30 protein-coding genes and 1 pseudogene are annotated in these 26875 nt (G+C 41.4%); 13 read left to right on the forward strand and 18 right to left on the reverse strand.

Annotated elements, in window-relative coordinates; translation table 11 throughout:
* Positions 1 to 160: 160 nt before the first annotated feature.
* Both ACQKL0_RS13630 and ACQKL0_RS13635 read right to left on the reverse strand, forming a co-directional pair.
* On the reverse strand, positions 161 to 574 hold the full coding sequence (locus tag ACQKL0_RS13630) for a YbjN domain-containing protein (protein ID WP_427688080.1): 414 nt from the start codon (positions 572 to 574) through the stop codon (positions 161 to 163).
* Positions 575 to 734: 160 nt separating this feature from the next.
* Positions 735 to 1763, reverse strand: coding sequence for an NADP-dependent oxidoreductase (locus ACQKL0_RS13635; protein WP_427688082.1), 1029 nt, complete (start codon positions 1761 to 1763; stop codon positions 735 to 737).
* Positions 1764 to 2059: 296 nt separating this feature from the next.
* Between ACQKL0_RS13635 and ACQKL0_RS13640 the strand changes: the two genes are divergently transcribed.
* Both ACQKL0_RS13640 and ACQKL0_RS13645 read left to right on the forward strand, forming a co-directional pair.
* Complete coding sequence (locus tag ACQKL0_RS13640) at positions 2060 to 2446, forward strand: MarR family winged helix-turn-helix transcriptional regulator (RefSeq protein WP_402867495.1); 387 nt, start codon at positions 2060 to 2062, stop codon at positions 2444 to 2446.
* Between the two features lie 12 nt (positions 2447 to 2458).
* Entirely contained in the window at positions 2459 to 3670 is a 1212-nt protein-coding gene (locus ACQKL0_RS13645; RefSeq protein ID WP_402867494.1) for an MFS transporter, read from the forward strand.
* Between the two features lie 64 nt (positions 3671 to 3734).
* Here ACQKL0_RS13645 and ACQKL0_RS13650 read toward each other — a convergent pair whose 3' ends face one another.
* The 3 genes from ACQKL0_RS13650 to ACQKL0_RS13660 form a co-directional block, all read right to left on the reverse strand.
* On the reverse strand, positions 3735 to 5168 hold the full coding sequence (locus ACQKL0_RS13650; protein WP_427688084.1) for a DHA2 family efflux MFS transporter permease subunit: 1434 nt from the start codon (positions 5166 to 5168) through the stop codon (positions 3735 to 3737).
* Between the two features lie 63 nt (positions 5169 to 5231).
* Positions 5232 to 5804 carry a TetR/AcrR family transcriptional regulator gene (locus tag ACQKL0_RS13655; RefSeq protein ID WP_402867492.1) on the reverse strand — a complete coding sequence of 191 codons (573 nt, stop codon included), beginning with the start codon at positions 5802 to 5804 and terminating at the stop codon, positions 5232 to 5234.
* 149 nt (positions 5805 to 5953) lie between these two features.
* Positions 5954 to 6046, reverse strand: coding sequence for a putative holin-like toxin (locus ACQKL0_RS13660; protein WP_402867491.1), 93 nt, complete (start codon positions 6044 to 6046; stop codon positions 5954 to 5956).
* Between the two features lie 242 nt (positions 6047 to 6288).
* On the opposite strand from ACQKL0_RS13660, the gene ACQKL0_RS13665 reads away from it, so the two are divergent.
* The 3 genes from ACQKL0_RS13665 (at position 6289) to ACQKL0_RS13675 (ending at position 9048) form a co-directional block, all read left to right on the forward strand.
* On the forward strand, positions 6289 to 6990 hold the full coding sequence (locus tag ACQKL0_RS13665) for a class I SAM-dependent methyltransferase (RefSeq protein WP_427688086.1): 702 nt from the start codon (positions 6289 to 6291) through the stop codon (positions 6988 to 6990).
* 18 nt (positions 6991 to 7008) lie between these two features.
* A complete protein-coding gene (locus tag ACQKL0_RS13670) occupies positions 7009 to 7668 on the forward strand; it encodes a glycosyltransferase family protein (RefSeq protein WP_427688123.1) in 660 nt (219 codons plus the stop codon).
* Positions 7669 to 7983: 315 nt separating this feature from the next.
* Positions 7984 to 9048: an ATP-binding protein gene (locus ACQKL0_RS13675; protein ID WP_427688088.1), complete on the forward strand. Its 1065-nt coding sequence runs from the start codon at positions 7984 to 7986 to the stop codon at positions 9046 to 9048.
* 142 nt (positions 9049 to 9190) lie between these two features.
* Here ACQKL0_RS13675 and ACQKL0_RS13680 read toward each other — a convergent pair whose 3' ends face one another.
* The 6 genes from ACQKL0_RS13680 to ACQKL0_RS13705 all read right to left on the reverse strand — a co-directional run bounded on the left by ACQKL0_RS13680 (position 9191) and on the right by ACQKL0_RS13705 (position 13750).
* Positions 9191 to 9562 carry a hypothetical protein gene (locus ACQKL0_RS13680; RefSeq protein WP_407407581.1) on the reverse strand — a complete coding sequence of 124 codons (372 nt, stop codon included), beginning with the start codon at positions 9560 to 9562 and terminating at the stop codon, positions 9191 to 9193.
* 169 nt (positions 9563 to 9731) lie between these two features.
* Entirely contained in the window at positions 9732 to 10619 is an 888-nt protein-coding gene (locus ACQKL0_RS13685; RefSeq protein WP_402867486.1) for a YitT family protein, read from the reverse strand.
* Between the two features lie 300 nt (positions 10620 to 10919).
* On the reverse strand, positions 10920 to 11654 hold the full coding sequence (locus ACQKL0_RS13690) for an amino acid ABC transporter ATP-binding protein (protein WP_402867485.1): 735 nt from the start codon (positions 11652 to 11654) through the stop codon (positions 10920 to 10922).
* Positions 11651 to 12295, reverse strand: a complete 645-nt coding sequence (locus tag ACQKL0_RS13695; protein ID WP_402867484.1) for an amino acid ABC transporter permease — start codon at positions 12293 to 12295, stop codon at positions 11651 to 11653. The genes ACQKL0_RS13690 and ACQKL0_RS13695 overlap by 4 nt, the downstream gene beginning before the upstream one ends.
* A 56-nt stretch (positions 12296 to 12351) precedes the next feature.
* Entirely contained in the window at positions 12352 to 13149 is a 798-nt protein-coding gene (locus ACQKL0_RS13700; RefSeq protein ID WP_402867483.1) for a transporter substrate-binding domain-containing protein, read from the reverse strand.
* A 367-nt stretch (positions 13150 to 13516) separates the two neighbouring features.
* Entirely contained in the window at positions 13517 to 13750 is a 234-nt protein-coding gene (locus ACQKL0_RS13705) for a hypothetical protein (RefSeq protein ID WP_402867482.1), read from the reverse strand.
* 193 nt (positions 13751 to 13943) lie between these two features.
* Between ACQKL0_RS13705 and ACQKL0_RS13710 the strand changes: the two genes are divergently transcribed.
* Positions 13944 to 14426: a tetratricopeptide repeat protein gene (locus tag ACQKL0_RS13710; protein ID WP_427688091.1), complete on the forward strand. Its 483-nt coding sequence runs from the start codon at positions 13944 to 13946 to the stop codon at positions 14424 to 14426.
* 36 nt (positions 14427 to 14462) lie between these two features.
* Here the strand turns inward: ACQKL0_RS13710 and ACQKL0_RS13715 are convergent, their stop codons facing one another.
* Positions 14463 to 15227, reverse strand: a complete 765-nt coding sequence (locus tag ACQKL0_RS13715) for an arylamine N-acetyltransferase family protein (protein ID WP_427688093.1) — start codon at positions 15225 to 15227, stop codon at positions 14463 to 14465.
* Between the two features lie 209 nt (positions 15228 to 15436).
* The gene (locus tag ACQKL0_RS13720; protein WP_427688124.1) at positions 15437 to 16906 is read right to left on the reverse strand and encodes an aldehyde dehydrogenase family protein; all 1470 of its coding nucleotides are present in this window, start codon (positions 16904 to 16906) and stop codon (positions 15437 to 15439) included.
* Between the two features lie 224 nt (positions 16907 to 17130).
* Between ACQKL0_RS13720 and ACQKL0_RS13725 the strand changes: the two genes are divergently transcribed.
* A complete protein-coding gene (locus ACQKL0_RS13725) occupies positions 17131 to 17796 on the forward strand; it encodes a TetR/AcrR family transcriptional regulator (protein ID WP_402867479.1) in 666 nt (221 codons plus the stop codon).
* A 52-nt stretch (positions 17797 to 17848) separates the two neighbouring features.
* Here the strand turns inward: ACQKL0_RS13725 and ACQKL0_RS13730 are convergent, their stop codons facing one another.
* Positions 17849 to 18829 carry an NAD(P)H-quinone oxidoreductase gene (locus tag ACQKL0_RS13730; RefSeq protein WP_427688094.1) on the reverse strand — a complete coding sequence of 327 codons (981 nt, stop codon included), beginning with the start codon at positions 18827 to 18829 and terminating at the stop codon, positions 17849 to 17851.
* A 177-nt stretch (positions 18830 to 19006) separates the two neighbouring features.
* Positions 19007 to 19846 (reverse strand): manganese catalase family protein, encoded by an 840-nt coding sequence (locus tag ACQKL0_RS13735; RefSeq protein ID WP_402867477.1) that lies wholly within the window; start codon positions 19844 to 19846, stop codon positions 19007 to 19009.
* 353 nt (positions 19847 to 20199) lie between these two features.
* Between ACQKL0_RS13735 and ACQKL0_RS13740 the strand changes: the two genes are divergently transcribed.
* From ACQKL0_RS13740 to ACQKL0_RS13750, 3 genes are all read left to right on the forward strand, one after another.
* The gene (locus tag ACQKL0_RS13740) at positions 20200 to 20715 is read left to right on the forward strand and encodes a DUF2243 domain-containing protein (RefSeq protein WP_427688095.1); all 516 of its coding nucleotides are present in this window, start codon (positions 20200 to 20202) and stop codon (positions 20713 to 20715) included.
* On the forward strand, positions 20712 to 21506 hold the full coding sequence (locus tag ACQKL0_RS13745) for a cytochrome c oxidase assembly protein (RefSeq protein WP_427651223.1): 795 nt from the start codon (positions 20712 to 20714) through the stop codon (positions 21504 to 21506). The genes ACQKL0_RS13740 and ACQKL0_RS13745 overlap by 4 nt, the downstream gene beginning before the upstream one ends.
* Positions 21507 to 21591: 85 nt before the next feature.
* Positions 21592 to 21957 (forward strand): carboxymuconolactone decarboxylase family protein, encoded by a 366-nt coding sequence (locus ACQKL0_RS13750; protein WP_402867474.1) that lies wholly within the window; start codon positions 21592 to 21594, stop codon positions 21955 to 21957.
* Positions 21958 to 22019: 62 nt separating this feature from the next.
* Here the strand turns inward: ACQKL0_RS13750 and ACQKL0_RS13755 are convergent, their stop codons facing one another.
* Positions 22020 to 22625, reverse strand: a complete 606-nt coding sequence (locus ACQKL0_RS13755) for a spore coat protein (protein WP_402868498.1) — start codon at positions 22623 to 22625, stop codon at positions 22020 to 22022.
* 228 nt (positions 22626 to 22853) lie between these two features.
* Here ACQKL0_RS13755 and ACQKL0_RS13760 point away from each other — a divergent pair.
* Positions 22854 to 23360, forward strand: a pseudogene (locus ACQKL0_RS13760) (DUF3231 family protein).
* A gap of 33 nt (positions 23361 to 23393) precedes the next feature.
* On the opposite strand, the gene ACQKL0_RS13765 reads toward ACQKL0_RS13760, so the two are convergent.
* Both ACQKL0_RS13765 and ACQKL0_RS13770 read right to left on the reverse strand, forming a co-directional pair.
* Positions 23394 to 24182, reverse strand: a complete 789-nt coding sequence (locus ACQKL0_RS13765) for an HAD family hydrolase (protein ID WP_427688097.1) — start codon at positions 24180 to 24182, stop codon at positions 23394 to 23396.
* Positions 24183 to 24384: 202 nt separating this feature from the next.
* A complete protein-coding gene (locus ACQKL0_RS13770; RefSeq protein WP_402990755.1) occupies positions 24385 to 24933 on the reverse strand; it encodes a histidine phosphatase family protein in 549 nt (182 codons plus the stop codon).
* Between the two features lie 112 nt (positions 24934 to 25045).
* Here ACQKL0_RS13770 and ACQKL0_RS13775 point away from each other — a divergent pair, with 112 nt between their 5' ends.
* On the forward strand, positions 25046 to 25939 hold the full coding sequence (locus ACQKL0_RS13775) for a PdaC/SigV domain-containing protein (protein ID WP_427688099.1): 894 nt from the start codon (positions 25046 to 25048) through the stop codon (positions 25937 to 25939).
* A 157-nt stretch (positions 25940 to 26096) separates the two neighbouring features.
* Entirely contained in the window at positions 26097 to 26870 is a 774-nt protein-coding gene (locus ACQKL0_RS13780) for an STAS domain-containing protein (protein ID WP_402955170.1), read from the forward strand.
* Positions 26871 to 26875: the final 5 nt, after the last annotated feature.

The following is a 26875-nucleotide window of genomic DNA, read 5'->3' on the forward strand; positions in this document are numbered from 1 at the left end:
TGTCGAATTACTAACAACAAAAATAATTATATAGCTAATTTCACAAAAGTGCAATAGTCTTTTCGAAAAAAATAATAATAATTCCTGGAGATAGAATTAGTATATGTTTCGGCCCAATAGAGATGTTAAAAAGTTCCCGGCAAAAGGATTCTTCCAAACATTAAGACCAGATCACTTCCATAAGCCTTGGATAAACTTGTTCCGCTGTTTCAAGCAACATGATCAGCTTTCGGAATGCCAAGTCCGGTAAAAATTCACCATCAAAGGAATACGAATAGCGAATCGAAATCGTCCCATTTTCCTCATATAACTTTGAAAATCGGAATTGAGCATTATATTCATTCAATAACGTATGAACGGCTGCCTTCTTATCGGGATTCTTTAGCTCCGTTACATTAAAACAAAATAAATCCGCCACTTTTTCATCTTGATTAAATGAAAAGACTAACAGGACCTTCCATCCATCCTTCAACTTCTGTTCCACTCTGAAAAAGGTGATATCTTCCTCTTTGAACTCATTCATATGGATTTTTTCACGCATTAAAAAATCTCGAAATTTCGCAACATTTGACATCATCCATCACCCTTTCTGTCTGTATATACATTTTATAACGAAATATGGCATTTTTACACATATTTCGTGCATTCCCTATAAAATAGTTAACGCGTTCCCTTTCATGGACCATAAAAAAAGCATAGTAAAGGTCTCCCTCCACTATGCCCAGTATAAAAACTTAAAGAACTGCGTATTCCGGATCGGCAACTTTGACAAGCTGCTTCCCTAGGTTCTTTCCTTTAAATAAGTCCAAGAATGCCTCAGGGGTGTTTTCGAACCCTTCCACAATGGTTTCTTCGTACTTCAGTTTACCTTGTTGCAGCCACTGCCCCAAATCTGAAGCTCCTTCTTGGAAACGATCTGCATAATTCCCGACCGTGAAGCCTTTCATAAGTGCGCTTGTTTTGATCATGGCCGATTGCAGGCGTGGCCCAAAATCTTTACCTTCTGCATTATAAGAAGAGATTGCACCACATAATGGGATACGCGCATTCATATTTAACAGTTTGAAAACGGCATCCGTTACTTGGCCGCCAACATTATCGTAATACACATCGACTCCATCAGGGACTGCATTCTTCAAATCCGTTTCAAAACTTTCCTTCTTATAATTAACAGCTCCGTCAAAGCCCAGTTCTTTTGTTAAATACTCTATTTTCTCATCAGAACCGGCAATCCCCACTACCTTGGCACCTTTGATTTTTGCGATCTGTCCAACGACAGAACCGACAGCTCCAGCCGCTCCGGAAACGACGACCGTTTCGCCTTCTTGCGGTTTACCGATATCCAGTAACCCAAAGTATGCAGTCAATCCCGTCATGCCCAGTATGCCTAAATGAGTCGTGATTGGTGCCACTTTAGGATCAATCACCCTGACTTGCTTTTCATTTACGACCGTATATTCCGCCCAGTCGATATTTCCCACAACGACATCGCCTTGCTTGAAGCTGGACGATTTGGATTCCACCACTTCAGCCACGACGCCACCAGTAATGACTTTATTCAACTCAAATGGGGCAATATAGGATTTAGTATCTTGCATTCTTCCACGCATATAAGGATCAACGGATAAATAAAGCGTCCGTATTAAAATCTGATTTTCTTTCGGTGAGGGAACTTCACTCTCCACAAATTTGAAATCTTCTTTGGAAGGCATCCCTTTTGGACGGTTTGCCAGTGTGATCGTTTGTTGCGTTGATTGTGTCATGCATGTTCCTCCTTGATTTTTATTACATACTATAGAAAAGTTAGCGTAGCATTGATGCAGATTAACGGTCAAAGTTTCTGCTTACTTTTTCCAATACTATTCTATATGTAGCCCTATTTGTAAATCCTAAACTTTCTTATTTTGCATCAAATGAATTTCCCAATCCACAAAACAAGAAAAATAGCACTATACAGACCCTTACCATATCTGGTACACTACTATAGTTACCAAGGGTAACTATTATCGGTGAGGAGGCAATAAAAATCGAGACATATCGTAAATTCTTCCATCAACTAATGTTGTTATATAGACCCTTTGAAAACAACCTCAATATACAGCTTGGTAAACACCATCTATACAGGGCCCAATGGACGATCTTATATCGCCTATTTAATGACGGACCTTCGACGCTTGTAGAGTTATCCAATTATCAAGGTGTGGAAAAACCGACCGTCACAAGGACGATTAACCGCTTAGAAGAACTCGGGTACGTTGAACAGATTCCTGGTAAGGATAAGCGTGAAAAAATCATGCATCTTACTGAGCTGGGGAGAACCGTTTATCTGGAAGTGCGTGTAACGATAGACCGATTCGAACAGGACATCCTGATAGGCGTTTCGGAGGCTGAGCAACAAGAAGCTATACGCGTCATGGAAAGCATAAGAAATAAACTTATAAAGTGAGGAGACAAAAAATTGCAACAAGCTGCTAAACCAAAATTATGGACGAAAGATTTTATCATCGTTTCTTCCGTCAACTTTTTCATTACGTTAATCTTTTATTTATTAATGGTCACGATCGGGGTCTATGCCGTAGAAGAATATGGTGCTACCACGAGCCAGGCAGGACTCATTACCGGAATTTTCATCATCGGTTCATTGATTGGACGGCTTTTGATCGGTCGCTTCATCAACGCCATTGGCCGGAAGAATACATTATTGATCGGATTAGTCTTCTTCACCTTGGCTACCCTTTTATACTTTGTGGATTTCGGGGTTCCTTTCCTCCTCGCCAACCGCTTAATTCATGGTTTTACAATGGGGATGGCCGGAACTGCATCTGGAACGATCGTCGCCCAGATCATACCGATTACGCGTAAAGCGGAGGGAATCGGCTATTTCAGCATGAGTGCAACATTAGCCACAGCAATCGGACCTTTCATCGGGCTATCTTTAAGTCAGCATACAAGCTTCCAAGTGATATTGATTTTCTGTGTAGCCTTGGGCATCATCGGGGTACTGACGGCTCTTTTCATATATGTACCGAAATTAGAGATCTCAACTAAAACAGCTGAGGTGAAAGGCTTTAAGCTTTCTAGCTTTATTGAACCGAATGCCGTCCCAATTGCAATCATCACTTTGTTAGTGGCATTCTGTTATTCCAGCGTCCTTTCTTATATTAACTTCTATGCGATTGAAATCGACCTGGTCAGCACAGCCAGCTTCTTCTTCCTGGTCTACGCTGTTGCCGTATTGGTATCGCGTCCTTTCACAGGCCGATTGATGGACTCCAAAGGTGCAAACTACATTATGTATCCGACATTCATCATTTTTGCCGGGGGAATGTTACTCCTAAGTACAGCAACAAATAGCTTTACATTACTATTGTCCGGTATCTTGATTGGACTCGGATTTGGGAACATGCAATCAAGCACACAGGCCATTGCAGTCAAACTGACACCGCCTCACCGGATGGGGTTAGCCACATCAACGTTCTTCATTGCACTTGATGCAGGGCTCGGATTTGGGCCTTACCTTCTTGGATACATCATTCCAAAAACGGGATACAGTACATTGTACGTCATCCTGGGTATTACCGTCCTTGTCACTACCGTCCTATACTACTTCTTACATGGTAAAAAAGAACATGCTGCCATGGAAGAACTTAAGAAATCCAAGCTAGCTTGATTACTACCGATTTAAAAAAATTAGCCAGAGGAGAATCACTCTCTCTCTGGCTAATTTTTTTTATTTACTTTTCACGTGCGTTTTTAATGAAGAGGGAAACAACCAGTCCGGCGACCGCAAGAAGCAGACCGAAAATGAAAGCATCTTGAACACCTGCTGTCAATGAAGCTCCTATGGCAGCTGGGTCTAATGGATTTTCCAATTTCATCATATAAGATTTTTGGGAAGCAGACATGATGGTGATCGCCACTGTCGTACCAATTGCACCCGACACTTGCTGTAATGTATTCATTAGAGCCGTTCCATCAGGGTACAATTCTTTCGGAAGTTGATTAAGACCATTCGTCTGTGCTGGCATCATGACAAGGGAAACCCCTACCATCAATAAAGAATGCAGGATGATGATCATGGTGATCGTCGTTTCTGTCGTGACGTTCGATAAGAACCATAACACGATAATCATGATGATGAATCCTGGAGTGACCAACCCTCTAGGACCATACTTATCAAAGATACGTCCCGTTATTGGCGACATGATCCCGTTCAGGACACCACCAGGCAAGAGTACAAGTCCAGCCGTGAATGCAGCCAATGCCATACCCGTTTGTAAGTACATCGGTAAAAGAATCATGGAAGATAGGATGACCATGAAAGCAAGGAAAACGGTAATGAGCCCTAACGTGAACATAGGGTATTTCATCACGCTTAAATCGATCATCGGCTTTTCCATTTTCAATTGTCTTAAGGAGAATAAGAGCAGGCCAATCAATCCGACAATGAGTGTAATCAAGACGATGGCACTACCCCATCCTTTGTCCCCGGCCATACTGAAGCCATATACGATTCCGCCAAAACCAATCGTCGATAAAATAATCGATGGCACGTCAATTTTTGGTTTAGTGATTGGAGAGACATTTTGCATATATATCAAGCCAAATAATAATGCGGCCACAAGGAAAGGCAACGAAATCCAGAAAATCCAATGCCAAGTAAGGTGTTCAAGAATCAAGCCAGAAACTGTTGGTCCGATCGCTGGTGCGAACATGATGACGAGCCCCATTAGACCCATCGTTGCTCCCCGTTTATGAACTGGGAATATCAATAATATCGTATTGAACATAAGAGGCAATAACAGTGCTGTTCCAATTGCCTGAATTACACGGGCTACTAGCAAAAGACCAAAACCTGGCGCTAATGCGGCGATGAGCGTTCCAATGATGGAGAACACCAATGAAGCAAAGAATAGTTGACGAGTACTGAACCACTGGATCAAAAGCCCTGAAACCGGAACTAATATTCCAAGCGTCAACAGGTAGCCTGTCGTTAACCACTGGATCGTGGATGGGCTGACACTGAATTGTTCAATTAAATCACCCAATGCCATGTTTAAAGCTGTTTCACTAAATAATCCGATGAATCCTGCTATTAGGAAAGCGATCAAAATAGGGGTCGTTCTAATGACGGGTGTCGAATTTTGTTGCTGTGTTGCATCTGACATAAAAATAATTCCCTCCAATTACTAACTGAATAGACCTAGCTAATCATAGTTTTTCTGTATCTCTTACTTGTTCATGAATAATGACGGAATAAGCTTGGAAATTGCTTGTAGGGGTTCTGCGCTTTTCGCTGTTAACGATAACAGGATGCCCCCTTCGATCAAAGCGTTAATGGCAAAACTTAGCTCCTTCGACCGCTCTCTACTATATCCCGCATCCAGAAACTCATTCACATAAATGGATTGCCACTGTGTAAACGCATCTTGACAGGCCAATCTTATTGGCTCACTCGTGGAATATGTCTCGCCCGCTATCGTACCTATCGGCAAGCCAACGAGATCCCCATTCTCACCGAATAACTTCGATAATTCATAAACATGATCTTGAAGTGCTTTAACAGGATCATCATTGCTGTCGAATACATGTTTTATCTCCCGTAAGACAAGATCCTTAGCATGGTTAATCGCTTCAATAGCCAGTTCTTCTTTCCCCTTTGGAAAATAATGATAAAGTGAACCCTTGGGAATACTGCTTTCCTCAATGATTTCCTTTAGCCCTACACCATAATAACCCCGGATTCTGAAAAGACGAGAAGCCGCTTCAATAAGGATGTCTTTGGAAGTTGGTTTTTCAGACAATACTGAATCACTCCTTGAAAATTATAACAACCGGTCTACTAGTACAATAAGGGTAGCCCTGTGCTTTGTCAATCCAGAGTGAGGTGCCGTTATATAAAGAATCCATGGCCAAGCCTATCACACAGGGCCCATGATCTATAGCCACCCATTCAAGAATTCTTATCATGATTTTTAAAATCAAGAATCGCAATGACAAACATCCCAAAACCAAGCATGAGAGACAGAACTTCAAAAGTGCCCATTCCTTCATCGCCTCCTTTCTTTCAGCATTTACGGATACAAGATTGTCCTATACAAAATAAAGAAAAAAAGCAAACCCATTTGGAGTCTGCTAAGCATACTTAGCGACTTATTGCAGGTCAAATGAAGTTAGTAGTCTTTAAAAGTCAGCTTCTCTCACATATAAAAACGTCTATGCATATATTTATTGTTATGATTATAAAAAAACGAGAAAATGTCATTTGGGTCCAAGGAGGGAAAGCGATTGAATGATCATTCAAGTTTTGAGGACTATGCTTCTAAAAATGTGAAGTATTATCAAGGAGTAAATAATACACTTTTAGGAATGGTGCCATCGAATGTGAAACAGGTTCTCGAAATAGGCTGTGCTGAAGGAAACCTAGGAGCAGCGATTAAGGCTGAAACGGGGGCTTTTGTTGCGGGAATTGAACTTTTTCCAAGTGCCGCAGAAATCGCTACAGGTAAACTTGATGAAGTCATTGTAGAAAATATTGAAATGGTCGATCCAGTAAATCTACCTCTAAGCAGGAAACCATTCGATGCCATCATTTTCGGGGATGTTCTGGAACACTTGATTAATCCTGATCAAGCACTAAAAAAGGTTAAACCCCTGCTATCAGAGAATGGGTGTGTATTGGCCAGTATCCCTAACGTTGGACATATTACCATCATAGAGAGTTTATTAGCCGGAGCATGGACCTATACAGATGCCGGGCTATTAGATAAGACACATTATCGCTTTTTTACAAGGAGGGAGATCGTGAAGCTCTTCGAGTCTAGTGGCTACGCCGTGGAGAACCTGACGATCATCCCATACTCCAATCCGCGCTACAATCAGATGATCGAAGCACTTGAAGCAGTGAACCGGAGCTTTCAAATGAATAATGAGCATTTTAAAACAGAAGCCGCCGCTTATCAATATGTGATAAAGGCAAGGCCCGTTTAATACAGGGAGGGATTTTTTATTTATGAGAAGGTATGTTTTATATCTTGCGTGAATGATGAAGCACAATATAAGGAGTGTCTCCGACATATTCACCATTTGACTGTACCCGTACATTTACAGATTGAAATCCTGCCCATACGTGGTGCAGTTAGCATGGCCGCTGGTTATAATGCAGCGATGAATCAAACCGATGCAAAATATAAAGTCTATTTGCATCAAGATACGCTGATTTTAAACAAACGCTTTTTATTTGATTTACTATTTTTGTTTAAAAAGCATCCTCAGCTTGGGATGTTTGGCGTCATTGGGGCCAAGTCCATCCCAGACAACGGTATTTGGTGGGAAAGTCCTCGAACGGCAGGAAAAATCATTGAGCATCGTTCAACATACAGATATCTTCTATTTGAAGAGGCGGACTACGCTTATCAGGAAGTCCAGGCTTTGGATGGCGTTTTAATGGCCACTCAATATGATCTTCCATGGGCAGAAGTCCCTTTTGATGGTTGGCATTTATACGATATATCGCAATGCCTGCAATTTATAGAAAAAGGATATGAGGTTGGCATTCCTCATCAGCCACAGCCCTGGGTGTTGCATGAATGTGGGGAAATCACGGACACAGAAAAATATAGCCACTATTTGGACATTTTCAAAGACTGGAGAAATAACATAAAATAAAAGTGGATGTGCTTCCTTCCATATGTATGAATTGAATTTGAATGTTCGATAATTCCTGATGAAGATGTCCCTTGTCATGTTTGCATGTCAGGGGATTTTGTCTTTAACAGTAGCCAAGTGCCACCTTTTCTTTCCACCAAACACGTAATGGAAGAGTACTTTCTTTCATTCCCATTTTTACAATTGATAAAATAAAATACTCCATAATGAAGGATTACCCTGAAACATGTGGAATTTTAAAACAAAACACCTTTAAGGATGAAAAACATGAAAAATAAAGACTTTTAAAACAAAACACCTTTAAGGATGAAAAACATGAAAAATAAAGACTTACATGGTTTCGATACGCTTGACTACCGCGAACTCATCCCAAGGAATGGGTTTATATTTAAATTCATAAAAAAAGATAACCACTTCGTTCATACTTTCGTTGAAGGTTCGTTCATTACAGATGCGCTCACCCCTTCTGCCACGGTTGTGGGTCATACCTTAGAGGACTTCTTACCCCAGAAACAAGCCTTAGAGAAGCTAACATACTATGAAAGGGCGTGGAATGGGGAAAGCGTTACATATGAAGGGCAAATCGATGACGTACAATATGTTGCCTCGTTAAATCCAATGATGAGGGATGGACAAGTCATGGAGGTCATCGGGACAGCCATCGATATATCAGATCAGAAAAGAAGCGAAACAAAAATGCAAGAATTAGAGAAACTATCAGTAGTTAGTGAGTTGGCAGCGGGAATCGCTCATGAAATCAGAAATCCATTAACTTCACTATTCGGGTTCACCCAAGTCATTAAAGAACATGTGAATGATGATTCCATCCAAGATTATCTGGATATCATGAGGAACGAATTAGATAGAATCGACGACATTGTCAATAAATTCATGTTTATAGCACAACCTGATAAAACTATGAATATTAGTGAATGCTCCATTAACTCTATCATCGCTTCTGTTATAAAAAGTTTGGAAAGTCAGGTTGCTATAAAGGGCATTAAGCTCAATTTTCATAACCAAACGATGATTTCAGCAGAATGTGATCAAAGCCTCATCGCAAAGGTTTTGAAGAATCTTATCCAAAACGCTTTGGAAGCATCCAACGAAAATAGTAGGGACATAGAAGTATCATTGAAAGACATCAACCAACAGCACTATTTAATCCAAATAACGGATAAGGGCTCAGGCATGACGAAAGAAAGGTTAAAAAGGCTATTTGAACCTTTTTATACGACGAAGGAAAAAGGAACAGGATTAGGCCTGATGATTGATAGACGCATTATCGAGTTACACCAGGGAATCATTGATTTTAAAAGTGAGGTAGGGAAAGGAACGGAAGTGAACATCACTTTACCTAAAGTCCTTAAACCTAAATAAGGTAAAATCGAAGGCTACAGAGGATGAATATGGACTCCATTAAGCTCAAGAGGCTAGCATAACGAAAGAAAATTAGGAAAAATTAATTCCAAAAAGGAAGATGAAATCATATAAATAACATAAGGGCCTATCAGGGCCCTTTTCAACTTTCCTTGAATGATTCCTTCCTGCCTATGGATAGGCTGAAGTTAGTCAAGGTATAGATTCTAGCGGTTAAGATGAATAAATCTTGATAGTTATTTTCGACATATTCATCGATGATGGCCATTCCTTCCCTAAATCTATCAACCAATAAATATGTGTATGTTTCATCCCAAGTGAATCGATTTATTCTTTGGAGCTCATCCGCTAATATTTGAAACTTATACTCTTCTATTAGAAGCTTCACCTGATACAGTTTATCCCGATTCAATGTAAAGCAATTACATTCGTCTTGGTACTGTTCTTGGACAAACTTCACAAAACCATCTATATTTTCAGCCAGCATTCTCGCCATTTGCATCTCGAAATTCATATTTCCCCTTCCCTTCTTTCCTTTCCATCCTAATAAGAGTGTATGTTCTAAGATATTATTTTAATACTAGCAATATACTTAATCCTTCATGATTCATAAGAAAGAAAAAAAAGATGACACTCCGTATAAAGCACGGAGGTCATTTTCTTGTTGCCTTGTATAGATACTTTTAATGAATATCTTGCTTCCTGAAACTGCCGCCTTTGACTTCAGCTACGTCATATACGGTCACAAAGGCATTCTTATCGATTTCATAAATGATTTCTTTCATTTTACTTTCTTCCAAACGGTTAATGACACAAGTGATTTCCTTGAATAGCTCATTTGAATAACCGCCATAAGCATCATTATAAGTAGCACCACGACCTAAGCGATCGCGAATCGTCTCTACCATTAATTCTGGTTGTTTCGTAATGATTTTGAAAGTTTTTGAACCACTTAAACCCTCTTCCACGATATGAATGACTTTAGACGCAATAAAGTATGCGATTGCCGATAGAATAGCCCCCTGTAGGCCAAATACTGTGGAAACGACAATAAACACGAACGTGTTCAAGAATAGGATAAGGTCACTTGTTCCGAAAGGTAATTTTCTAGAAAGTAATACGGCCAACATATCGATTCCATCCAATGCCCCACCATTACGCAATGCTAGACCCATACCAAAACCGATGATGATCCCTCCGACAACGGTAACGAGCAATGTATCACCCTCAATGATTGTAGGGACATGATGCATCAGGACCGTACCGACTGCCAACGAGGCAATGCCGATAACGGAATAAAAAGCAAAACTCTTACCGATTTGCTTATACCCTAACCAAACAAAAGGAATGTTAATGATTCCAATCAGAACGCCTAACGGTAACCCAAACAATTGGGAACCAACGATGCTTAACCCTGTTACGCCTCCATCCGATACGTTATTCGGGATCAATACGGCTTCCAATCCGTATGCTGCAATAAGCGCACCGATTATAATAAGGATTACTTTGGAAACGACCTTCAGTTTATTACTTCTTTTCTTTCTACTATGCATTTGATTTCCCCGTTTCATTTCGCTTCGTTCCTACTTATTTTTCAGTCTCCAGCCCATGGTGCAAGTGGCTTTTAACGATAACATTTTTTATTGTCCTGTTATAAAGTATAGCGTAAATCAATAAAAATCAAAAATAATAAGGCAAAAAAACTCGGAATTTGTCATGGTAGAGAAGAGGTTATCTGTTGATGCAAAAGGCTTCATAAAAAAGTTCTCCATCGCAAAAACGGCAACTTCCCTTGAGGGTAAGTTGCCTTCCTTAAAACGCATCGTTTTCGCTACACATCGACATCAGCCCCCTAAACGAAGCCCTTTCTATTAAAGCACCTTGCTTAGGAAGGATTGGGTGCGCTCATGCCGAGGATTTCCAAATAATTCATTTGGTTCGTTTTCTTCGACTATATACCCACCGTCCATGAATAGGACACGGTCCCCGACTTCCCGGGCAAAGCCCATTTCATGGGTGACCACAACCATGGTCATCCCCTCTTTGGCCAGCTGTTTCATGACTTCTAGAACATCCCCCACCATTTCAGGGTCAAGTGCGGAAGTCGGTTCATCGAAAAGCATGATTTTTGGATTCATGGCTAGTGCCCTCGCAATGGCCACCCGTTGTTTTTGCCCGCCTGATAGCTCTCCGGGATAACTTTTCGCTTTCTCTCTAAGCCCTACCTTATCCAGTAATCCATATGCGAATTCTTCCGCCTTTCCTTTCTCGATATCCTTTATTTTAATGGGCCCCAATGTAATGTTCTCCAAAACGGTTTTATGCGGGAATAGATTGAAATGCTGAAAAACCATCCCTACCTCTTGTCTCACTTTATTTATATTGATTTTCGTTTTTTTATTCGTTATCTCATGCCCGTTAATCACTACCTCCCCACCCGTAACATCCTCAAGGAGGTTAAGGCAACGAAGGAATGTACTCTTTCCAGAACCCGAAGGACCAATAACGCAAATCACTTCTTTTTCCTGCACAACTGCATTGATATCTTTCAGGACTTCCACCTGACCGAAGGATTTTTTTAAATTTTTCACCGTGATCATGCTCATCTTAATTGGACCCTCCTCTCTATGAAATTAGCAAGCAAGGTTAACAGATAAATGATGATAAAGTAGACTACACCGACAGTCAGCCAAATCTTGAACGCTTCAAATGTCGCCGACGCCTGAATCTGCCCTTGCTGGGTCAAATCCGCAATGCCTATGATCGATAGAAGCGAGGTGTCTTTTAAACTGATGATCGATTGGTTCGTGATAGTAGGGAGCATTCTTCTGAAAGCTTGCGGAAGAACGATGTAGCGCATCGTTTGTGGACTGGTGAATCCGATGGATCTCGCCGCTTCCGTTTGTCCTTTATCAATGGATTGTATGCCCGCTCTTATTATCTCGGCAAAGTATGCCCCTGCATTGATTGCAACGGTGATGATCCCAGCCGTTGTATTGTTCAGGGAGATCCATTGCAGGGAGTTTATCCCGAAGTAGATGAAAAACAATTGAACGATAAAAGGAGTTCCCCGAATCGCGTCTACATAGATCTTCGCTATCCAATTCAATATCTTGAGTGGGGCCAGGCGCAGCATCGCCACGACTAAACCGATTAAAAAACCTAATATGATGGCAATCACAAATATATATAGCGTCACTTGCAGTCCTTGTAATAAATAGGGTAACGCCGAAACAATGATATCCATTCTTTTCATCTCCTTTCAAAAAAGAAGGCGCGCTTTAAGCGCGCCTTAAGCATCCTTTATTCACCAAGATATGTTTTTAAAATCTCATCGTATGTTCCGTCTTCTTTAAGGTTGGCAAGCCCTTTATTGATTTGTTCCAGCAACTCCTGATTCTTCCCTTTCAATACGGCAATGCCATACTGATCACCATTCAAACGATCTCCCACGATTTGTAGGCCTAGGTCCTTCTGAGTGATTGCATAGGAGATAACCGGGTAATCTTCGATAAGCGCCTCTGCATTTCCGTTCGACACTTCCTGAAACATAGCTGGGCTGTCATTGAACTGAACAACTTTAATTCCTAGTTTCTTAGAATTATCTTGTGCATATTTGGCACCCGTCGTTCCTTTTTTCACGGCCACGGTTTTTCCTTTAAGGTCATCAACAGATTTAACGGCCGTATTATCCTTATTGACGACCACCGTCAATCCGGCATCGAAATATGGCTCCGAGAAATCCACTACCTTTTTTCTTTCATCGGTGATGCTCATTCCTGCAATGGCCACGTCAAGCTGATTCGCTTGCAGTGCCGGGATGATCCCACCAAAATCCATTGGGGAAAGTTCAATCGTAAAGCCTTGGTCTTTCGCTATCGCCTGGATTAAATCAATATCAATACCCTTATAATCATTTCCATCTTTAAATTCAAATGGTGGGTAGGTTGTATCCACACCCACTTTGTAAACCTTTTCATTTTTCTCTTCTGTTCCGGTACCATTCCCTTTCTCTTTTACAGCTGTTGTGTCATTGGTTCCACATGCTGAGATTACAAGAGTAAGAATGAAAAACAAACTAAGTAAACCAAGCTTCTTCATAAAATCCCTCCGATATACCTTTTTAGGTATTTTCTCACTAACTACTTATATCCCATAATATAACATAAATATAAAAAAATGTTATATTTGTAGTCTGGATAAATATAAAACATCCGCTGGATCATCCATTACTGGTTCAGTAGAATCTTTTCGATGATGGGCTAGATTTCTTATGAAAAGTTTTAATTACTAGGGAGGAGTACACTCGTACCGGTGAATAGTACGATAACCTTACTAGGGCTAGCTACCTTAATGCCTTGTCCTTCCTCCCAATTTCATCCCATAAGAAAAAGGACGATCATAAATGACCATCCTTCGATTATTCTTTTTCGTAAAGTTTCCACTCCAAAATAAAAACACTCGCGCTTTATTTATTGGGTCTATACTGGATTGGGTCTTGTTTCAGTCTATCTTGTTCCCCAACAAACTCAATACTAATGACATTTGCCAAATTTATATGTTTGCCGCCGACTTGAAGCCACGTCGCATTCTGAATTAACTGCAGGTTAATGATGCTCGCATGATCAGTTAATGGCTCATTTGCCTCTAACTCTTCCGTTACTCCATTTACATAATAAAACTTATATTTCTCTTTACTCATTTTTCATCATCCTCTTTTCACCTAACGTACTTTATTCGACAGAGATACATGATAGTCCTGCTTATATGGTGAATATAAAAATAAAAACGTTTATTCCTGGTCTCTTTTTCTCTTGCGGGTTTTTATGGAATTTGATATAAATGGTCATATTTCAATCTATACCAAATCAACCTGAGGCAGGAGGATTTTTACTATGAATGATTTACTGATGAAAGTTTTCACATATCGAAAAGCGAGAAGATTTGAAGATGCTAAAAACGTAATGAAAACATTAATAAATAAAGAACCTGACCATGCCATATTTCAGTATCAAATGGCTTGGTGCTACGATAATTTGGGATTGGAAACTGAGGCAGTCCCTCATTACGAAAAAGCCATTCAATTAGGACTCCCTCCTAAAGACTTAGAAGGAGCCTATTTAGGATTGGGAAGTACTTATCGATCAATAGGAAGATATGTAGAGGCACAGAACCTTCTTGAAGAGGCGCTATTATTATTCCCAGACTCTGAGCAAATAAAAGTTTTTTATTCCATGACCTTATATAATTTAAAGCAATATGAAAAAGCGATGGCAGTCCTTCTAAACACTTTAGTCGAAACGACATCTGACGAATCCATTTTACAGTATAAAGAAGCCATCGTTTTTTATAGTGACAAATTAAATCAGACATGGTGATACGCAGGTCATGTTAGCCTATCACCATTTGCATCATTATGCGAAGTATTGGTTCAGTATCTCTTTAAAACGTTTCTCATCGACTTCCTCTTTTTCTACTTTCCCGTCTGCCCATCGGGTAAAGGAAGTTTCCGTCAACGTGATACTCCCATTGTCGGTAAGTCGTGTGATCAGTCGGCTTTTGTTAAAAGGTGAATTCGGATGTTGCCTGATGATGGTTTGTACCTCATTCAATTCCCTCATATGTTCTACAGGATGTGCCGTATCAAAGGCATATCCTATTCTCCATTCAGGATCTTTATGCTTCAGCTTCAGTTCCAGGATATGATCGCCATGATCGGTATCCATCCGTTTCACCCGGAATTCCCCATTGTTAGAGTGAACGGTTTCCCCGTTTAACGGTACTGGCCTTAACGGTAAGTTCCCTCCAAAACCCGTATCCACTAAATAGGGTTTCCCTTCATGCATTAATAGTATGGCTACATGTGTTCTTCCGGTTATCGACCATCCTTGGTTGTATATCACTCCGCGAACCAAGGAGACCTCCAATCCATTTTCGAGGAAGAAAAAATAGAGGGCCGCATTCAGTTCATAGCAAACGCCCCCCTCATTCCTTATCAGGACTTTCTCCATAATGTTTTCTTCGGAGATATCACTTGATTGTTTGGCAAGGACCGATGAGTTTTCAAAGGGAATCGTGTTGGCCGTTTTCTCAAGTATGTTGGGAATATTTCCAAACGTTACTTTTTCACTATCCGAGATTCCAATTCTTTTTCGAAACAATTCATTGATTTGTCCCATGTTCGACTCTCCTTATTCAATGTTTTGATAAGATATGTGGTATATGTCTTGTACCTTATCATATCCCCCGTGAAATCGAAAAATATTAATATGAATATCCACACTTTGTATAAACGCTGGAAAATTCATTCCTTTAATCATTCTAAAAATGTATACGCGCAAAAAACATCCAAAGAACGTTCTCTTTGGATGTTTTCGGTTTATCCCATTCATTTCAATCTATTGATGAATGGACCATAATTACGGCTGTTATGTTGAACGGACAGCCATTTTAACGTCGTGAATTCTTCAAGTACCCATTCTCCATTGAAGCGGCCAAGACCTGAGTCTTTTTCTCCTCCGAAAGGCATGTGCGGCTCATCGTTAACGGATTGATCATTAACATGAATCATGCCTGTGTGGATTTTATGAGCGACTTGTGTGCCACGTTCAAGATTTGAAGAATGAACGGATCCGCTTAGGCCGTATGGATACGCATTGACCATTTGGATTGCGTCTTCATCATTTTCAAAAGGTATCAAGATGGCAACCGGTCCAAAGATTTCGTTCTCAGCAAGTGGCATCGTATTTGTCACTCCAGTGATCACGGTCGGCTGAAGAACATTGCCATTCGCTTGTCCGCCCAAGCGAATCTTGGCTCCTTGCTCAACGCTTCCTTCTATATCTTTTAAGATACGATCGACCTGATCTCGGTTGATGAGCGGTCCTACATTGGTATCCTCATTCGCAGGATTTCCGTATTTAAGTTTTCCTGCAAGTTGGGTGAATCGTTCAGCAAATTCGTCATAAATGTCTTTATGGACAAAAATCCGATTGATTGCCATACAGATTTGTCCTTGGTGATAGAATTTCCCGAATAATGCGGAATCGACGGCTTGCTCGATATTTGCGTCATCAAGCACGATGAAGGCATTATTTCCGCCCAATTCCAATGCTGTTTTCTTAAGTCCCCGACCTGCAAGCTCTCCAATATGCCTGCCCACTTCCGTGGAGCCCGTAAAGGAAATCAGGCGTGGGGTCGGATGGGTAACGATATCATCACCGATTTCAGATCCGCGCCCGACAATGACATTCAACAAGCCTTTTGGAAGGCCTGCCGCTTCAAAAATGCTGGCAAAGATCAAACCGCCAGTGACCGGTGTATCTGTAGCAGGTTTGATGACGACCGCATTTCCGGTAGCTAGTGCCGGGGCTATAGATCGAATCGCCAGATGGAAAGGGAAATTCCATGGGCTGATGATGCCGATTACGCCTAATGGATTTCGGTACACACGATTTTCTTTTCCTGGTACTTGTGAAGGAAGGATTTTCCCCTCCATGCGATATGGATAAGTGGTAGCCTCTTTCAAGATGTTGAGGGAAGCTTGGAATTCAGACTGAGCCTTCATGAAGGTACTTCCTGATTCTTTAATGATCCACTCGGTGATCAGGTCCTTATTATCCTGCATGACAAGGATGGCTTTTTCCAACACTGCCCGTTTAACTTGCGGAAGTTCGTTAGCCCACTTTTCCTGTGCAAGGCTTGCTGCTTCATAGGCCCTGTTCAGATCTTCTTTTGTAGCGGCCTGGATGGTGAAAAGTTCTTCACCTGTAAAAGGATTGACGTTCGTCATCGACTTGTCACTATTCCCTGTTTGCCATTCTCCATCTATATACATACGAGTAAAATCTATATTCATCATTTATGTTTTCTCCTTTACATGTATCTATTGTGTCATTCACTTCGAGGGGATTGTTCATGTGCTTAAGCAACCGCCCATTATTTTAGACTAAATGGATAGATTGTGTCTAAAGTGTTTATATTCATACTTTAAACCTCTTACGTCTTTTTGTAAACTTATCCGCCTCAAGGCATGGAAAATGGGAGTATGATATAATTTTCGTATTGAAGGGGGTGTCGTTTTTGCGAAAAATCGCACCTGAAGAAAAACAATTATTGAGAAAATCCTATGTGAAAAGAATCATGAACGTGGTACGTACGAAAGGGTTCCTATCCCTGACCATTTCAGATATGGCCAAATTGATGAATATGAGCCGGGCTTCTTTATATAATTACTTTTCCTCAAAAGAAGAAATCCTTTTAGAAGTGATCGAATACTACCTTTCCTACATCCATGAAGCCGATCAGATGATTGCCGATGAGTCATTATCGTATCAGATCCGGCTTCAAAAGGTGTATGAGCAAACGGTCTTATCGGCGCTTTATGCCTCTGACATATTCATGAATGACTTAAAGATTGGCTGTCCCGCACTCTATTCAAGAAAGATGGAGGCGAGAAAAGAGCGGCTGGCTACCGTCCACTCGTTCTATTCACAGGGAATGGCAGCTGGAATTTTCCATGAGCTGAATCCCACAATCCTGATCATTCAGGATGAAGCTGCACTGAAAGTCATGACGCACTCCTCCTTTTTATTAAAAGAAGGACTTTCCTTGAAGCATGTCCTTTATGATCATTATCAAGCGAAGAAAGTACAAGTGCTAAAACCTGAGGCAATTGACGGCGAAGTGGATGAACAGATCCATGAAGTGATCGAACGCATCCTTCAAAAGCTTGCATCGACATTCTGATGATCATGAAAAAGGGGCTGACCAAGAAAATTTCTGGTCAGCCCCTTTGCTTCTATTCATGTACCTTCATGACTATTTTCCCTGTATTCTTATTCTGTTCCATATGTCGGTGGGCCTCTTGGACGCCTTCAAACGGGAAGGCTCGATCCACTATCGCCCTGATTTTTCCTTGTTTGAATAACGGCATCGCTTTTTGGACGAATTCTTCCGTCAGCTCTTTTTTATACGCATCGCTTCTTGGAGTCAATAAGGTACCCTTCAAATGGACCCTCTTAAGCAGCAGATCCATCAGGTTCACTTGATTCACCACGGTTCCGCCCAGGATGCCGATTAACACCCAGCGTCCATCCGTGGCTATACTTCTAAGATTTTTCTCCCAGTATGAAGCACCGACGAAATCAAGAATTACATCCACGCCTTTATTATCAGTAGCCTTCAGTACTTCTTCGTCGAACGATTGTTTTTTATAATTGATGCATACATCCGCCCCAAGGGATTGGCAAAACTCCAGTTTTTCTTCCGAACCGGCGGTTGTGATGATCTTTGCTTGGGTCATTTGTTTAGCCAATTGGATAGCGGCCGTACCGACTCCGCTTCCTCCGGCATGAATCAACACGGTATCCTGATCTTTTATTTGTCCTAACCAGAACAGAGTTTGATAAGCTGTCAGAAATACTTCGGGAATGGCTGCAGCTTCTTCAAATGTGAGGTTTTCCGGTACCAACATTGCCCGGTCCGCGGGCATGACGGCGTATTCTGCATATCCCCCACCATTAACGAGTCCCATTACCCTTGTTCCTAAATCGATACGGGTTCCAGGTGCTGCTTCCAATACTACACCGGCCACTTCGATGCCTAAAATGGGATTGGTCATGTATCCTGCTTTTCCTTCCCTGGCTATGATATCCGTTCTGTTGATTGCAGAGGCCTGCACCTTGATCAACAAATCACCAGGACCTATACGTGGAATGGAAAATTCATCAAATTCTAATTGATCCGCACCTCCAGGTTGCTTCACTGTCACTGCTTTCATTTATAATCTCCCCCAGTCCTTTTTGTGAGCTATATGCTACTCTAAATAAAAGCATCAGGCAAATCATTGAATGTCAAAACTAGGAAAGCGTTAAAATAAGCATGATTCCCTTGCTTCCTAATCAGAAAAAACCTGCCCCCCGAGGGACAGGTTACAAAACCTGATAATTAAAAGGTCTTATTTCAATACGGCCTTACCATCCAGATCATGATGCAATTGAGTAGCGGGAACCTTTGGATTAGGGATTTGACCTTTTGCAACGGGCTCGGCTACATAGACAAAATCTCCTGTTCCATCCGGAGCGCTTCCTGTCGCCCATAGACCTTCTGCTGATTCTTGTCCTTCTGAAAGGTTCCAGAATTCATAGGCTTCCTTCTGTGATTCCAATTCGGCTTCAGGTGGGAAGGAAGCCGGCACGACCACACCATTTTTCTCTTCTAACTCTGCAATGGCCGCCATCCATTGATATTGGTGATAACGGTCGCGTGCAAGCATTTTACGGAAGGTCGCACGTACACCTTCATCTTTTGTCATATGGTACAAACGCGCTACCTGCAAACGTCCTTGACTCTCAGCATGCAGGTTTGAACGCATGTCCGCTAATAAATTACCACTCGCTACGATGTAGGAACCGTTCCAAGGAACACCATTTGAGTTCGTTGGCAGTCCTCCAAGTCCGCTTACAAGCAGATGCTGTGGATTGATGCCGCCCATGATGGCTGCTGTTACCGGGTCTTTGGCTGCTTCTGCTTGATCTTCGGGTGAAGCTCCATCCAGCAATTGACTAATCAAGGAACAAAGCATTTCAACGTGTCCAATTTCCTCCGTACCAATGTCCATCAACATGTCCTTATACTTTTCTTCTCCACGACAGTTAAAGCCTTGGAATAAATATTGCATCATGACTGTCATTTCCCCGAACTGTCCACCCAATACCTCTTGGATTTGACGGGCAAGCATAGGATCCGGACGATCTGGTTTCACTTCAAATTGCAATTCTTTTTGATGACGAAACATAATGATTCCTCCTTTAATTTTCTAGAGTTTTCATCCGTGCTATTTTATGAATCTTTCTTTGCTGTTAGGTTGACATCGTCCCTTCCTTTTTCCGAATGGAAGGTTACTAATTACTGTCACGTTTATTTTATTACCCGGATTTCCTGCCCCAAAACCACAAAAATCTTCACAAAAAAATTTGTGAATACTGGTTGAATAAGAGGTTCATTTTGTCCTTCGGGTGGTATAGTAGAAACAATGGATATTATCAATATATGGAAGATACTTAACTGTAGGGGGGACTTATAGTTTCAAAAAAACTGAGAGGATTCACGGTATAGTATACCTACGATTCATTGAAGGAGGATACATATATGGACGTTAGACCACGGCACCATAAAAATAAATCCATGTCGGAAAATCGCTATATCTACTCGTCCCGCAATCTTTGGTCGGGCATCTTATTCGGCATCGGCCTTGTCGCATTCATAGATGAAATGGTCTTTCATCAACTCCTGCATTGGCATCATTTTTATGATAAGTCGACGACCAATATCGGACTCGTTTCTGATGGTTTATTTCATGCTTTGAGCTGGTTTGCGACCATCGGTTCTTTATTCATGTTCGCTGACCTTCGCAGGCGGAATGCCTTATGGTTGAAAAGATGGCAAGGCGGTGTATTTCTAGGGGCTGGTGGCTTCCAATTATATGACGGGATCATCCAACATAAGCTGATGAGGCTGCATCAAATTCGTTATGATGTGGATATCCTCCCGTACGATATGATTTGGAATATAATTGCTGCGGCATTGATTGTAGTCGGTGTCTACCTTATCTATCGAACAAGACGAAGCACGATAATAAGAGCGAAAGAATCTAAATCATCATGACAAAGGATGAACATATCCACCATATCACTAGTGGGCCTTCTACCGGACTCCCTCTGGTGATTCTACTCGCCATCATTTTAGTCCTATATATAGCAGCGATGATCCTTTCCAACCGGAAGCATAAAAAGTGGCCACTTTACCGAATGTTCTTTTGGGTGTTCGGAGTGACTTGTGCTGCCGCTTCAGTGATTGGACCCATAGCAGACCGGAGTCATATTAGTTTCACCGCACATATGATCAGCCATTTGCTCCTTGGCATGCTTGCTCCACTGCTGATGGTCCTTGCAGCACCCATGACTCTTCTGCTCCGCACATTAAAAGTACCTCACGCAAGGCGTCTTTCACGTCTGTTGAAAACCTGGCCAGTACGCATTTTGAGTAACCCCATCACAGCGTCCACCTTGAATATCGGAGGGCTTTGGGTGCTTTATACGACGGAATTGTATGCGGCCATGCATCAACATGCCTCTCTCTATCTGTTGGTGCATATCCATGTATTCCTTGCCGGCTATCTTTTCACGGCTTCCATGGTTTATATCGATCCGGCCCCGCACCGGTTCAGTTTCGTATTCCGATGCATTATCTTCGTCCTTGCTTTAGCCGGTCATGGAATCCTATCCAAGTACATCTATGCAAACCCTCCAATCGGGGTCATGTCTCACCAGGCGGAATCCGGAGCCGTCCTCATGTACTATGCCGGGGATGCCATCGACCTCGTACTCATTGGTTTGCTTTGCTTTCAATGGTATAAAACCGCCAGACCCCGTCCGCCGCTAAATACGGAATTTTAATCCCTATGATTTTATGTTTAATCATCCCTATTTGGCTCATACTAATTTCTAGGAAAAGAATATTAGGGATGGAGCTGAATGGAACTTGGAATATGAAACGAAGAACACGACAGAAGCCGCTCTTCATGAATATAAAGCTGGAATTGGCTCTTTTACGGAAAAGATGCCTGAACTTGCAACAAAGTTCAATTCTTTAACGGAAGAATGCTTTAAAGAAGGCACCTTATCGAAGAAGCAGAAACAACTGATAGCTTTAGGGATAAGCTTATATTCCCAGGATGAATATTGCATAATCTATCATACGAAAGGCTGCCTCGATCAAGGTTGCTCGGAACAGGAAATACTTGAAACAATAGGCGTAACCGTTGCATTTGGTGGTGGTGCAGCGATGAGCCAGGCAGTCACGCTCATCCAAACGTGCATTGATGATTTGAACCAGCTCAAACAATAACAATCGAAACAAGGAAAGGCGAGCATATTGCATGCTCGCCTTCTTTAATGATTATGGTCCGATCAATGGGTCATATTGTTGTTGGTATTGGTTGGATTCCCGCTTGCAGGAGCAAATGAGTTTATCATTTGTTGCATATCCTGCTGTTGAAGCTGTGGTACTTGGTAATAATGATGTTTGTTTTGATAAAGCGAAATCTCATAGGCCATCTCTATGCAATTCGGAACGGAATCAGCGATGACCCGACGCAGTACTGGATTTGTCATCTCAAGTGCGGACATGGCTTTTAACGTTGCACTGGATTTCAAAGCCCCTAGCATCAAGCCCGAAATTCCTTGATCATTAATCTCTGACACCGATTGGTAAGGTTTCTTCGGCTTCGATGGTTTTAGGCCATAAATAAAATCATTGCCTTGATTCATATTGTAGGTTTGGGTTGGGACGGAAGGTTTTTGCCCCGTCTGGAAAGCCTCTAAGGAAGTATTATATTCCTGTTGGATGAACTGATATTGACGATCAAGGATATCCAATAATTCTGGGTCCTGTACATGTTGACGGAGCAACATATAGGTATCCAAAACACTAATCGTCCCCGCTAGCACTTCGTGTGCATCAAATAGTTCATGACCACCATGATTCATTTGCGGAGGTACCGCGCCTGTTTGCATATTTTGATGTGTTTGACCCTGTTGTTGATTTTGATTTTGCACTTACATCCCCTCCTTGTATGATGTTGGAACCAATATTAGTATGGGTAAACCGATAGGGAATATTCATGCCTGTTCCCTTCCATTGACCAAATTTCTCATTGATATATCGTTCTTCGTTGCGATGAATAACGGTTTGATATCGGGGTACATTACAATATGATTGCCTATTTCATAAGGAGGTTGACGATGGGAATATTAAGTGGAAATCCAAAAGAAGAACCGATGCACTATGGAGAAGTATTTGGAACGTGGACCTATTTAGTAACGACAAAGGGCTGTGTCGCTTGTCATCAAACCTTGCTCAACCATGCTGGTGATGAAGATCTGCGTAAATTGATTTAAGAAAAAATCGAACGAGGGAAACAGGAAATCGCCGAAGTGGAAGCACTATTGAAGGAAAATGGTATCGGATTACCGCCAACGCCACCTGATCGATCAAAAGTCGATATTGATGAAATCCCCGTTGGCGCCCGCTTTCAGGACCCGGAAATCGCCGCTTCCATATCCATGGATATTGCAGCCGGTTTAATAGCTTGCAGCAATATGATAGCCCAATCCATACGGGAGGATATTGCAGGGATGTTCGAACAATTCCATGCTGAACATGCAGCTATGGGTGCCAAATTCCTTCATTTGAACAAGAAAAAAGGATGGTTGGTCCCACCACCCCTCCATTTTAATAAAACGAAATAAAATGAATCCCCCGGATAAAGGGGGATTTCTGTTTTATTCTTTTAACCCCTCAAGAATAGGATATAGTTCTTCTAGATGTTTGATTTCATAGGTAGGGATGACTTCATTCCGTTCCTTGTCATGACGATTGATCCATACCGACTGAATGCCGGCACGTGTGGCACCAAGAATATCCGTCATTAAATTATCACCGACCATGAGCACTTCATCCTTATCAAGATTCATGAGTTCAAGTGCATGCTCAAAAATGGAAGCATCCGGTTTTCCGCGTCCAAACGCTCCGGAAATGACAATCTGATCAAAATATGGAACAAGTTCAGGCGTGATTTCAAGCTTCGTATTTTGAAGCTGGGGTGAACCATTCGTCAGCAATAACAATTTGTACTTTCCTTTTAACTCATCCAACACACAGAAGGACTCTTCATAGATGAACGGCTTTTTCCGTCTCTCAGCCGGAAAGCGTTCTGCAAGTTCCGCCCCGAATGCCGGATCATCAATTCCTAGGGCCTTCAACCCTCTTGTCCATGCCTCTTTCCGGTATATCGGCACAATCTTGGCCATTTTCCGGAACTCATCATGGTCATCCTGAAAATCTCCCCAAAGCCCTTCGAAAGGATTGATTCCAATCATTTTTGTAAACTCGTATGTATCATAAGAAGAATAAAGCTCACGTGCTTCCTTGCGTACCGCTTCCTCAAACTCGCCAATATTTACGTCATACTTCGCCTTTGCCACTTCACATGTTGCTACAAAAGCTTCTTTCACACTTTTCTGATCCCAGAGTAATGTATCATCCAAATCAAAAAATATAGCTTTCACCAAGACGTTCACCCTCTTTTCCATTCGTTATATTCGAAAAAATTGCACTATTACAATAATAAACCACAACGGTTGGAAAAAGAATAACTATTGGGGAAATTACCTACATCTTTTTCTGGAATAATAAAAAGATTTTCGCATTACTTACACGGATACAAACCACCCATACCACTATCATTATGGCCCCTTACAAACTATTTTTCACTTATTTAGGAAAGGGGACCTTTTCGAACATATATAACCTCCCATTGCTGGCGACTGCATACTTCGGACCAGAGAACCCCCTTCGGATCAACTCTTTCCTTATATACACCATGAGAGCCGCATGACTCACGATCAGGGTATCTTGCTCCCCATTTGCCAAGATTTGATCCAGTGCTTGATTGATCCGCTTTTCAGCTTTCTTGATTTCCAGTCTCGTTTGCTTGTTCAAGAATGAGGAGCACCGAATCCAGATGGCCCATAGAATGAAGGGCAGTTTCACTTTCCCTTTAAGAGGGGGCGAAGGAATTTCACGCAGTTCCTTCATTTGAATGATTTTATCGGGATAAATATGCTCGGCCGTCTTCACTGCCCTCGACATATCGCTTGTGTAGCAAGCCTTCCACTCCACGTCCAATAGTGGAGTTTCCCCATAAACAATATCCGCTTCATCATAATCCTTGAACCATTGGTCCATGAAATCGGCCGTCACATACTTTCCGGTTGGAAAATCATGATTGACCTTAAAATGTCGTACAAGTCCAATTTTCATCCTATTCCCCTCATTATCTGTGTAATATAATTGATACGTAAATAACACTATCTAGTTAATCAATACCCTTATATAATAGAACTGTAAAAATATAACACTAGGAGGAATGCGCATGTGGCCAATCAAAAACCTCTCAAAAATCGTCCTCGCTACCATACTAGCTTTTTCAACTTTTTCATACTTTCTGCTATCAACTGACTCTGCTTCCGCTGCCACTACCGAAAATGCCTTGGTCAATACGAAGAACAGTGATTTGACCGTCAGGAGCGGTCCTGGGACCAACTATAAAAAAGTCGGCTCCCTAAAGAAAGGAAAATCAGTGACCGTCTATTCCAGAACCAAATCGGGATGGTCGGAAATTCGTTACAAAGACAAAAAATCCTACGTATCCACTAAATATTTAGCGTTCAGCCCCGTGAAGATTACCAAGAAGAAGTATAAAAGTATCAGTGACTTATCGTATCCTCAAGTATCCGGACTAAAAAGTAAAACAGCCCAGGAAAAAATCAACCGAACATTCACTAAACATGCCAAAGAAGCTTATACATCCTATTTAAAAGTGAAACAAGCGAATAAGGAAGATAAAAATGAAGAGTGGTGCAATGGGAAAACGTGTAACTATATGTATGCGACCCAATATAAAGTGAAGTACAACCAAGACGGAAAGCTAAGTATCCTGCTCTACAATTATGTATATGAGGGCGGGGCACACGGAATCGGCGCTGTAACATCATATAATTTCAAAATATCTTCCGGCAAGCAAATGAAAATTGCCGACATCCTCACATCGAAACAGAAATATAAGAAAGTACAGAAGTACGCTTACAAATACATGAGCAAACATGAAGACTTTTTTGTCGATAAACAAAGTGATGTTCCCGTAAACAAACATTCCCAGTTTTATTACACTAAAGACGGAATTTATCTAATATTCCAGGAATACGAAGTAGCTCCCTATTCTTCCGGAAACCCATCCATAAAAATCCCGGGGTCGGTTTATAAATGATGTAGTTTGGCATGGGGATTGGCTTTAACTCCTATACCTTTTTACTACCCTTTATTCATTCTCGCTAACATATGATAAAGAATAGACAGATCCATCTCAATCTGTTACGATTTTTGGCGAGCGAGCATCATAAGAAATCGCATAAAGGGGTATCTCCATGTCAGATATATTAAATAACGTCAACACGTACCAACTGTTGGATAAAATAGAAGAAAACATCTTTTTAACGGATTCCGACCATACCATTGTTTGGTTTAACCAATATGCGAGGGATCTTTTAGTAACCATCGGTCCCTATGTGAGAATAACAAATCCCGATGATTTCATTGGACTAAACGTCAGTTCCTTTCACGGGGAACGACAGGAAAAAATACTTCGGGATGGTCCTTTTCCACACTCGGCACAAATCGTTCTTTTCAAAAAATTCAGTGCCAATATCATGGTGGATGAAATACTGAATGAAAGTGGAAAGCGAACAGGCTTTATCCTCTCATGGCAAGATGTAACGGAATATGAGGAAACGATCAAGGAAGGCAAAAAACTGCTTATGGAAATCGATACGCCGATAATCCCAACCGTCCACGATTCAACGGCTTTAGTGCCTATCATAGGAAAAATGACGCCCGACCGTTTAGAAACGATTCAATCTAAAATCCTGAACTATTGTAGAGATCACCAAATCGAGTATATCATCCTGGATTTCACTTCGTTTAAACATGACTTTGATATGTTCGAATTGGATGGTATCAATAAAATATTCAAGGCCCTGTCCTTAATGGGTGTGGAACCCGTCGTGGTCGGCATCGGACCAAAACTTGCTCAGTCGATCCTCCGAACTCGGATAGATATCGATTTTCGTCCCTTCAATTCCTTTAGGCAAGGCATTCAATATATCCTGGATACCAATGGATTTAAATTAATTAAAGAATAAAGAGA

It is taken from the genome of Peribacillus sp. NPDC097264 (assembly GCF_050277925.1).
Classification (GTDB): domain Bacteria; phylum Bacillota; class Bacilli; order Bacillales; family DSM-1321; genus Peribacillus.

What these genes read in the sequence shown, in the direction of transcription:
- ACQKL0_RS13730 (WP_427688094.1), bottom strand. Translation starts at nt 18,829, where the DNA reads ATGAAAGCAGTGACAGTGAAGCAACCTGGAGGTGCGGATCAATTAGAA.
- ACQKL0_RS13780 (WP_402955170.1), top strand. Translation starts at nt 26,097, where the DNA reads ATGTCAGATATATTAAATAACGTCAACACGTACCAACTGTTGGATAAA.
- ACQKL0_RS13690 (WP_402867485.1), bottom strand. Translation starts at nt 11,654, where the DNA reads ATGAGCATGATCACGGTGAAAAATTTAAAAAAATCCTTCGGTCAGGTG.
- ACQKL0_RS13715 (WP_427688093.1), bottom strand. Translation starts at nt 15,227, where the DNA reads ATGGGACAAATCAATGAATTGTTTCGAAAAAGAATTGGAATCTCGGAT.
- ACQKL0_RS13630 (WP_427688080.1), bottom strand. Translation starts at nt 574, where the DNA reads ATGTCAAATGTTGCGAAATTTCGAGATTTTTTAATGCGTGAAAAAATC.
- ACQKL0_RS13710 (WP_427688091.1), top strand. Translation starts at nt 13,944, where the DNA reads ATGAATGATTTACTGATGAAAGTTTTCACATATCGAAAAGCGAGAAGA.
- ACQKL0_RS13635 (WP_427688082.1), bottom strand. Translation starts at nt 1,763, where the DNA reads ATGACACAATCAACGCAACAAACGATCACACTGGCAAACCGTCCAAAA.
- ACQKL0_RS13695 (WP_402867484.1), bottom strand. Translation starts at nt 12,295, where the DNA reads ATGGATATCATTGTTTCGGCGTTACCCTATTTATTACAAGGACTGCAA.
- ACQKL0_RS13700 (WP_402867483.1), bottom strand. Translation starts at nt 13,149, where the DNA reads ATGAAGAAGCTTGGTTTACTTAGTTTGTTTTTCATTCTTACTCTTGTA.
- ACQKL0_RS13660 (WP_402867491.1), bottom strand. Translation starts at nt 6,046, where the DNA reads ATGGGCACTTTTGAAGTTCTGTCTCTCATGCTTGGTTTTGGGATGTTT.
- ACQKL0_RS13775 (WP_427688099.1), top strand. Translation starts at nt 25,046, where the DNA reads ATGTGGCCAATCAAAAACCTCTCAAAAATCGTCCTCGCTACCATACTA.
- ACQKL0_RS13720 (WP_427688124.1), bottom strand. Translation starts at nt 16,906, where the DNA reads ATGAATATAGATTTTACTCGTATGTATATAGATGGAGAATGGCAAACA.
- ACQKL0_RS13770 (WP_402990755.1), bottom strand. Translation starts at nt 24,933, where the DNA reads ATGAAAATTGGACTTGTACGACATTTTAAGGTCAATCATGATTTTCCA.
- ACQKL0_RS13740 (WP_427688095.1), top strand. Translation starts at nt 20,200, where the DNA reads ATGGACGTTAGACCACGGCACCATAAAAATAAATCCATGTCGGAAAAT.
- ACQKL0_RS13745 (WP_427651223.1), top strand. Translation starts at nt 20,712, where the DNA reads ATGACAAAGGATGAACATATCCACCATATCACTAGTGGGCCTTCTACC.
- ACQKL0_RS13675 (WP_427688088.1), top strand. Translation starts at nt 7,984, where the DNA reads ATGAAAAATAAAGACTTACATGGTTTCGATACGCTTGACTACCGCGAA.
- ACQKL0_RS13735 (WP_402867477.1), bottom strand. Translation starts at nt 19,846, where the DNA reads ATGTTTCGTCATCAAAAAGAATTGCAATTTGAAGTGAAACCAGATCGT.
- ACQKL0_RS13685 (WP_402867486.1), bottom strand. Translation starts at nt 10,619, where the DNA reads ATGAAACGGGGAAATCAAATGCATAGTAGAAAGAAAAGAAGTAATAAA.
- ACQKL0_RS13755 (WP_402868498.1), bottom strand. Translation starts at nt 22,625, where the DNA reads ATGCAAACAGGCGCGGTACCTCCGCAAATGAATCATGGTGGTCATGAA.
- ACQKL0_RS13680 (WP_407407581.1), bottom strand. Translation starts at nt 9,562, where the DNA reads ATGAATTTCGAGATGCAAATGGCGAGAATGCTGGCTGAAAATATAGAT.
- ACQKL0_RS13640 (WP_402867495.1), top strand. Translation starts at nt 2,060, where the DNA reads ATGTTGTTATATAGACCCTTTGAAAACAACCTCAATATACAGCTTGGT.
- ACQKL0_RS13705 (WP_402867482.1), bottom strand. Translation starts at nt 13,750, where the DNA reads ATGAGTAAAGAGAAATATAAGTTTTATTATGTAAATGGAGTAACGGAA.
- ACQKL0_RS13650 (WP_427688084.1), bottom strand. Translation starts at nt 5,168, where the DNA reads ATGTCAGATGCAACACAGCAACAAAATTCGACACCCGTCATTAGAACG.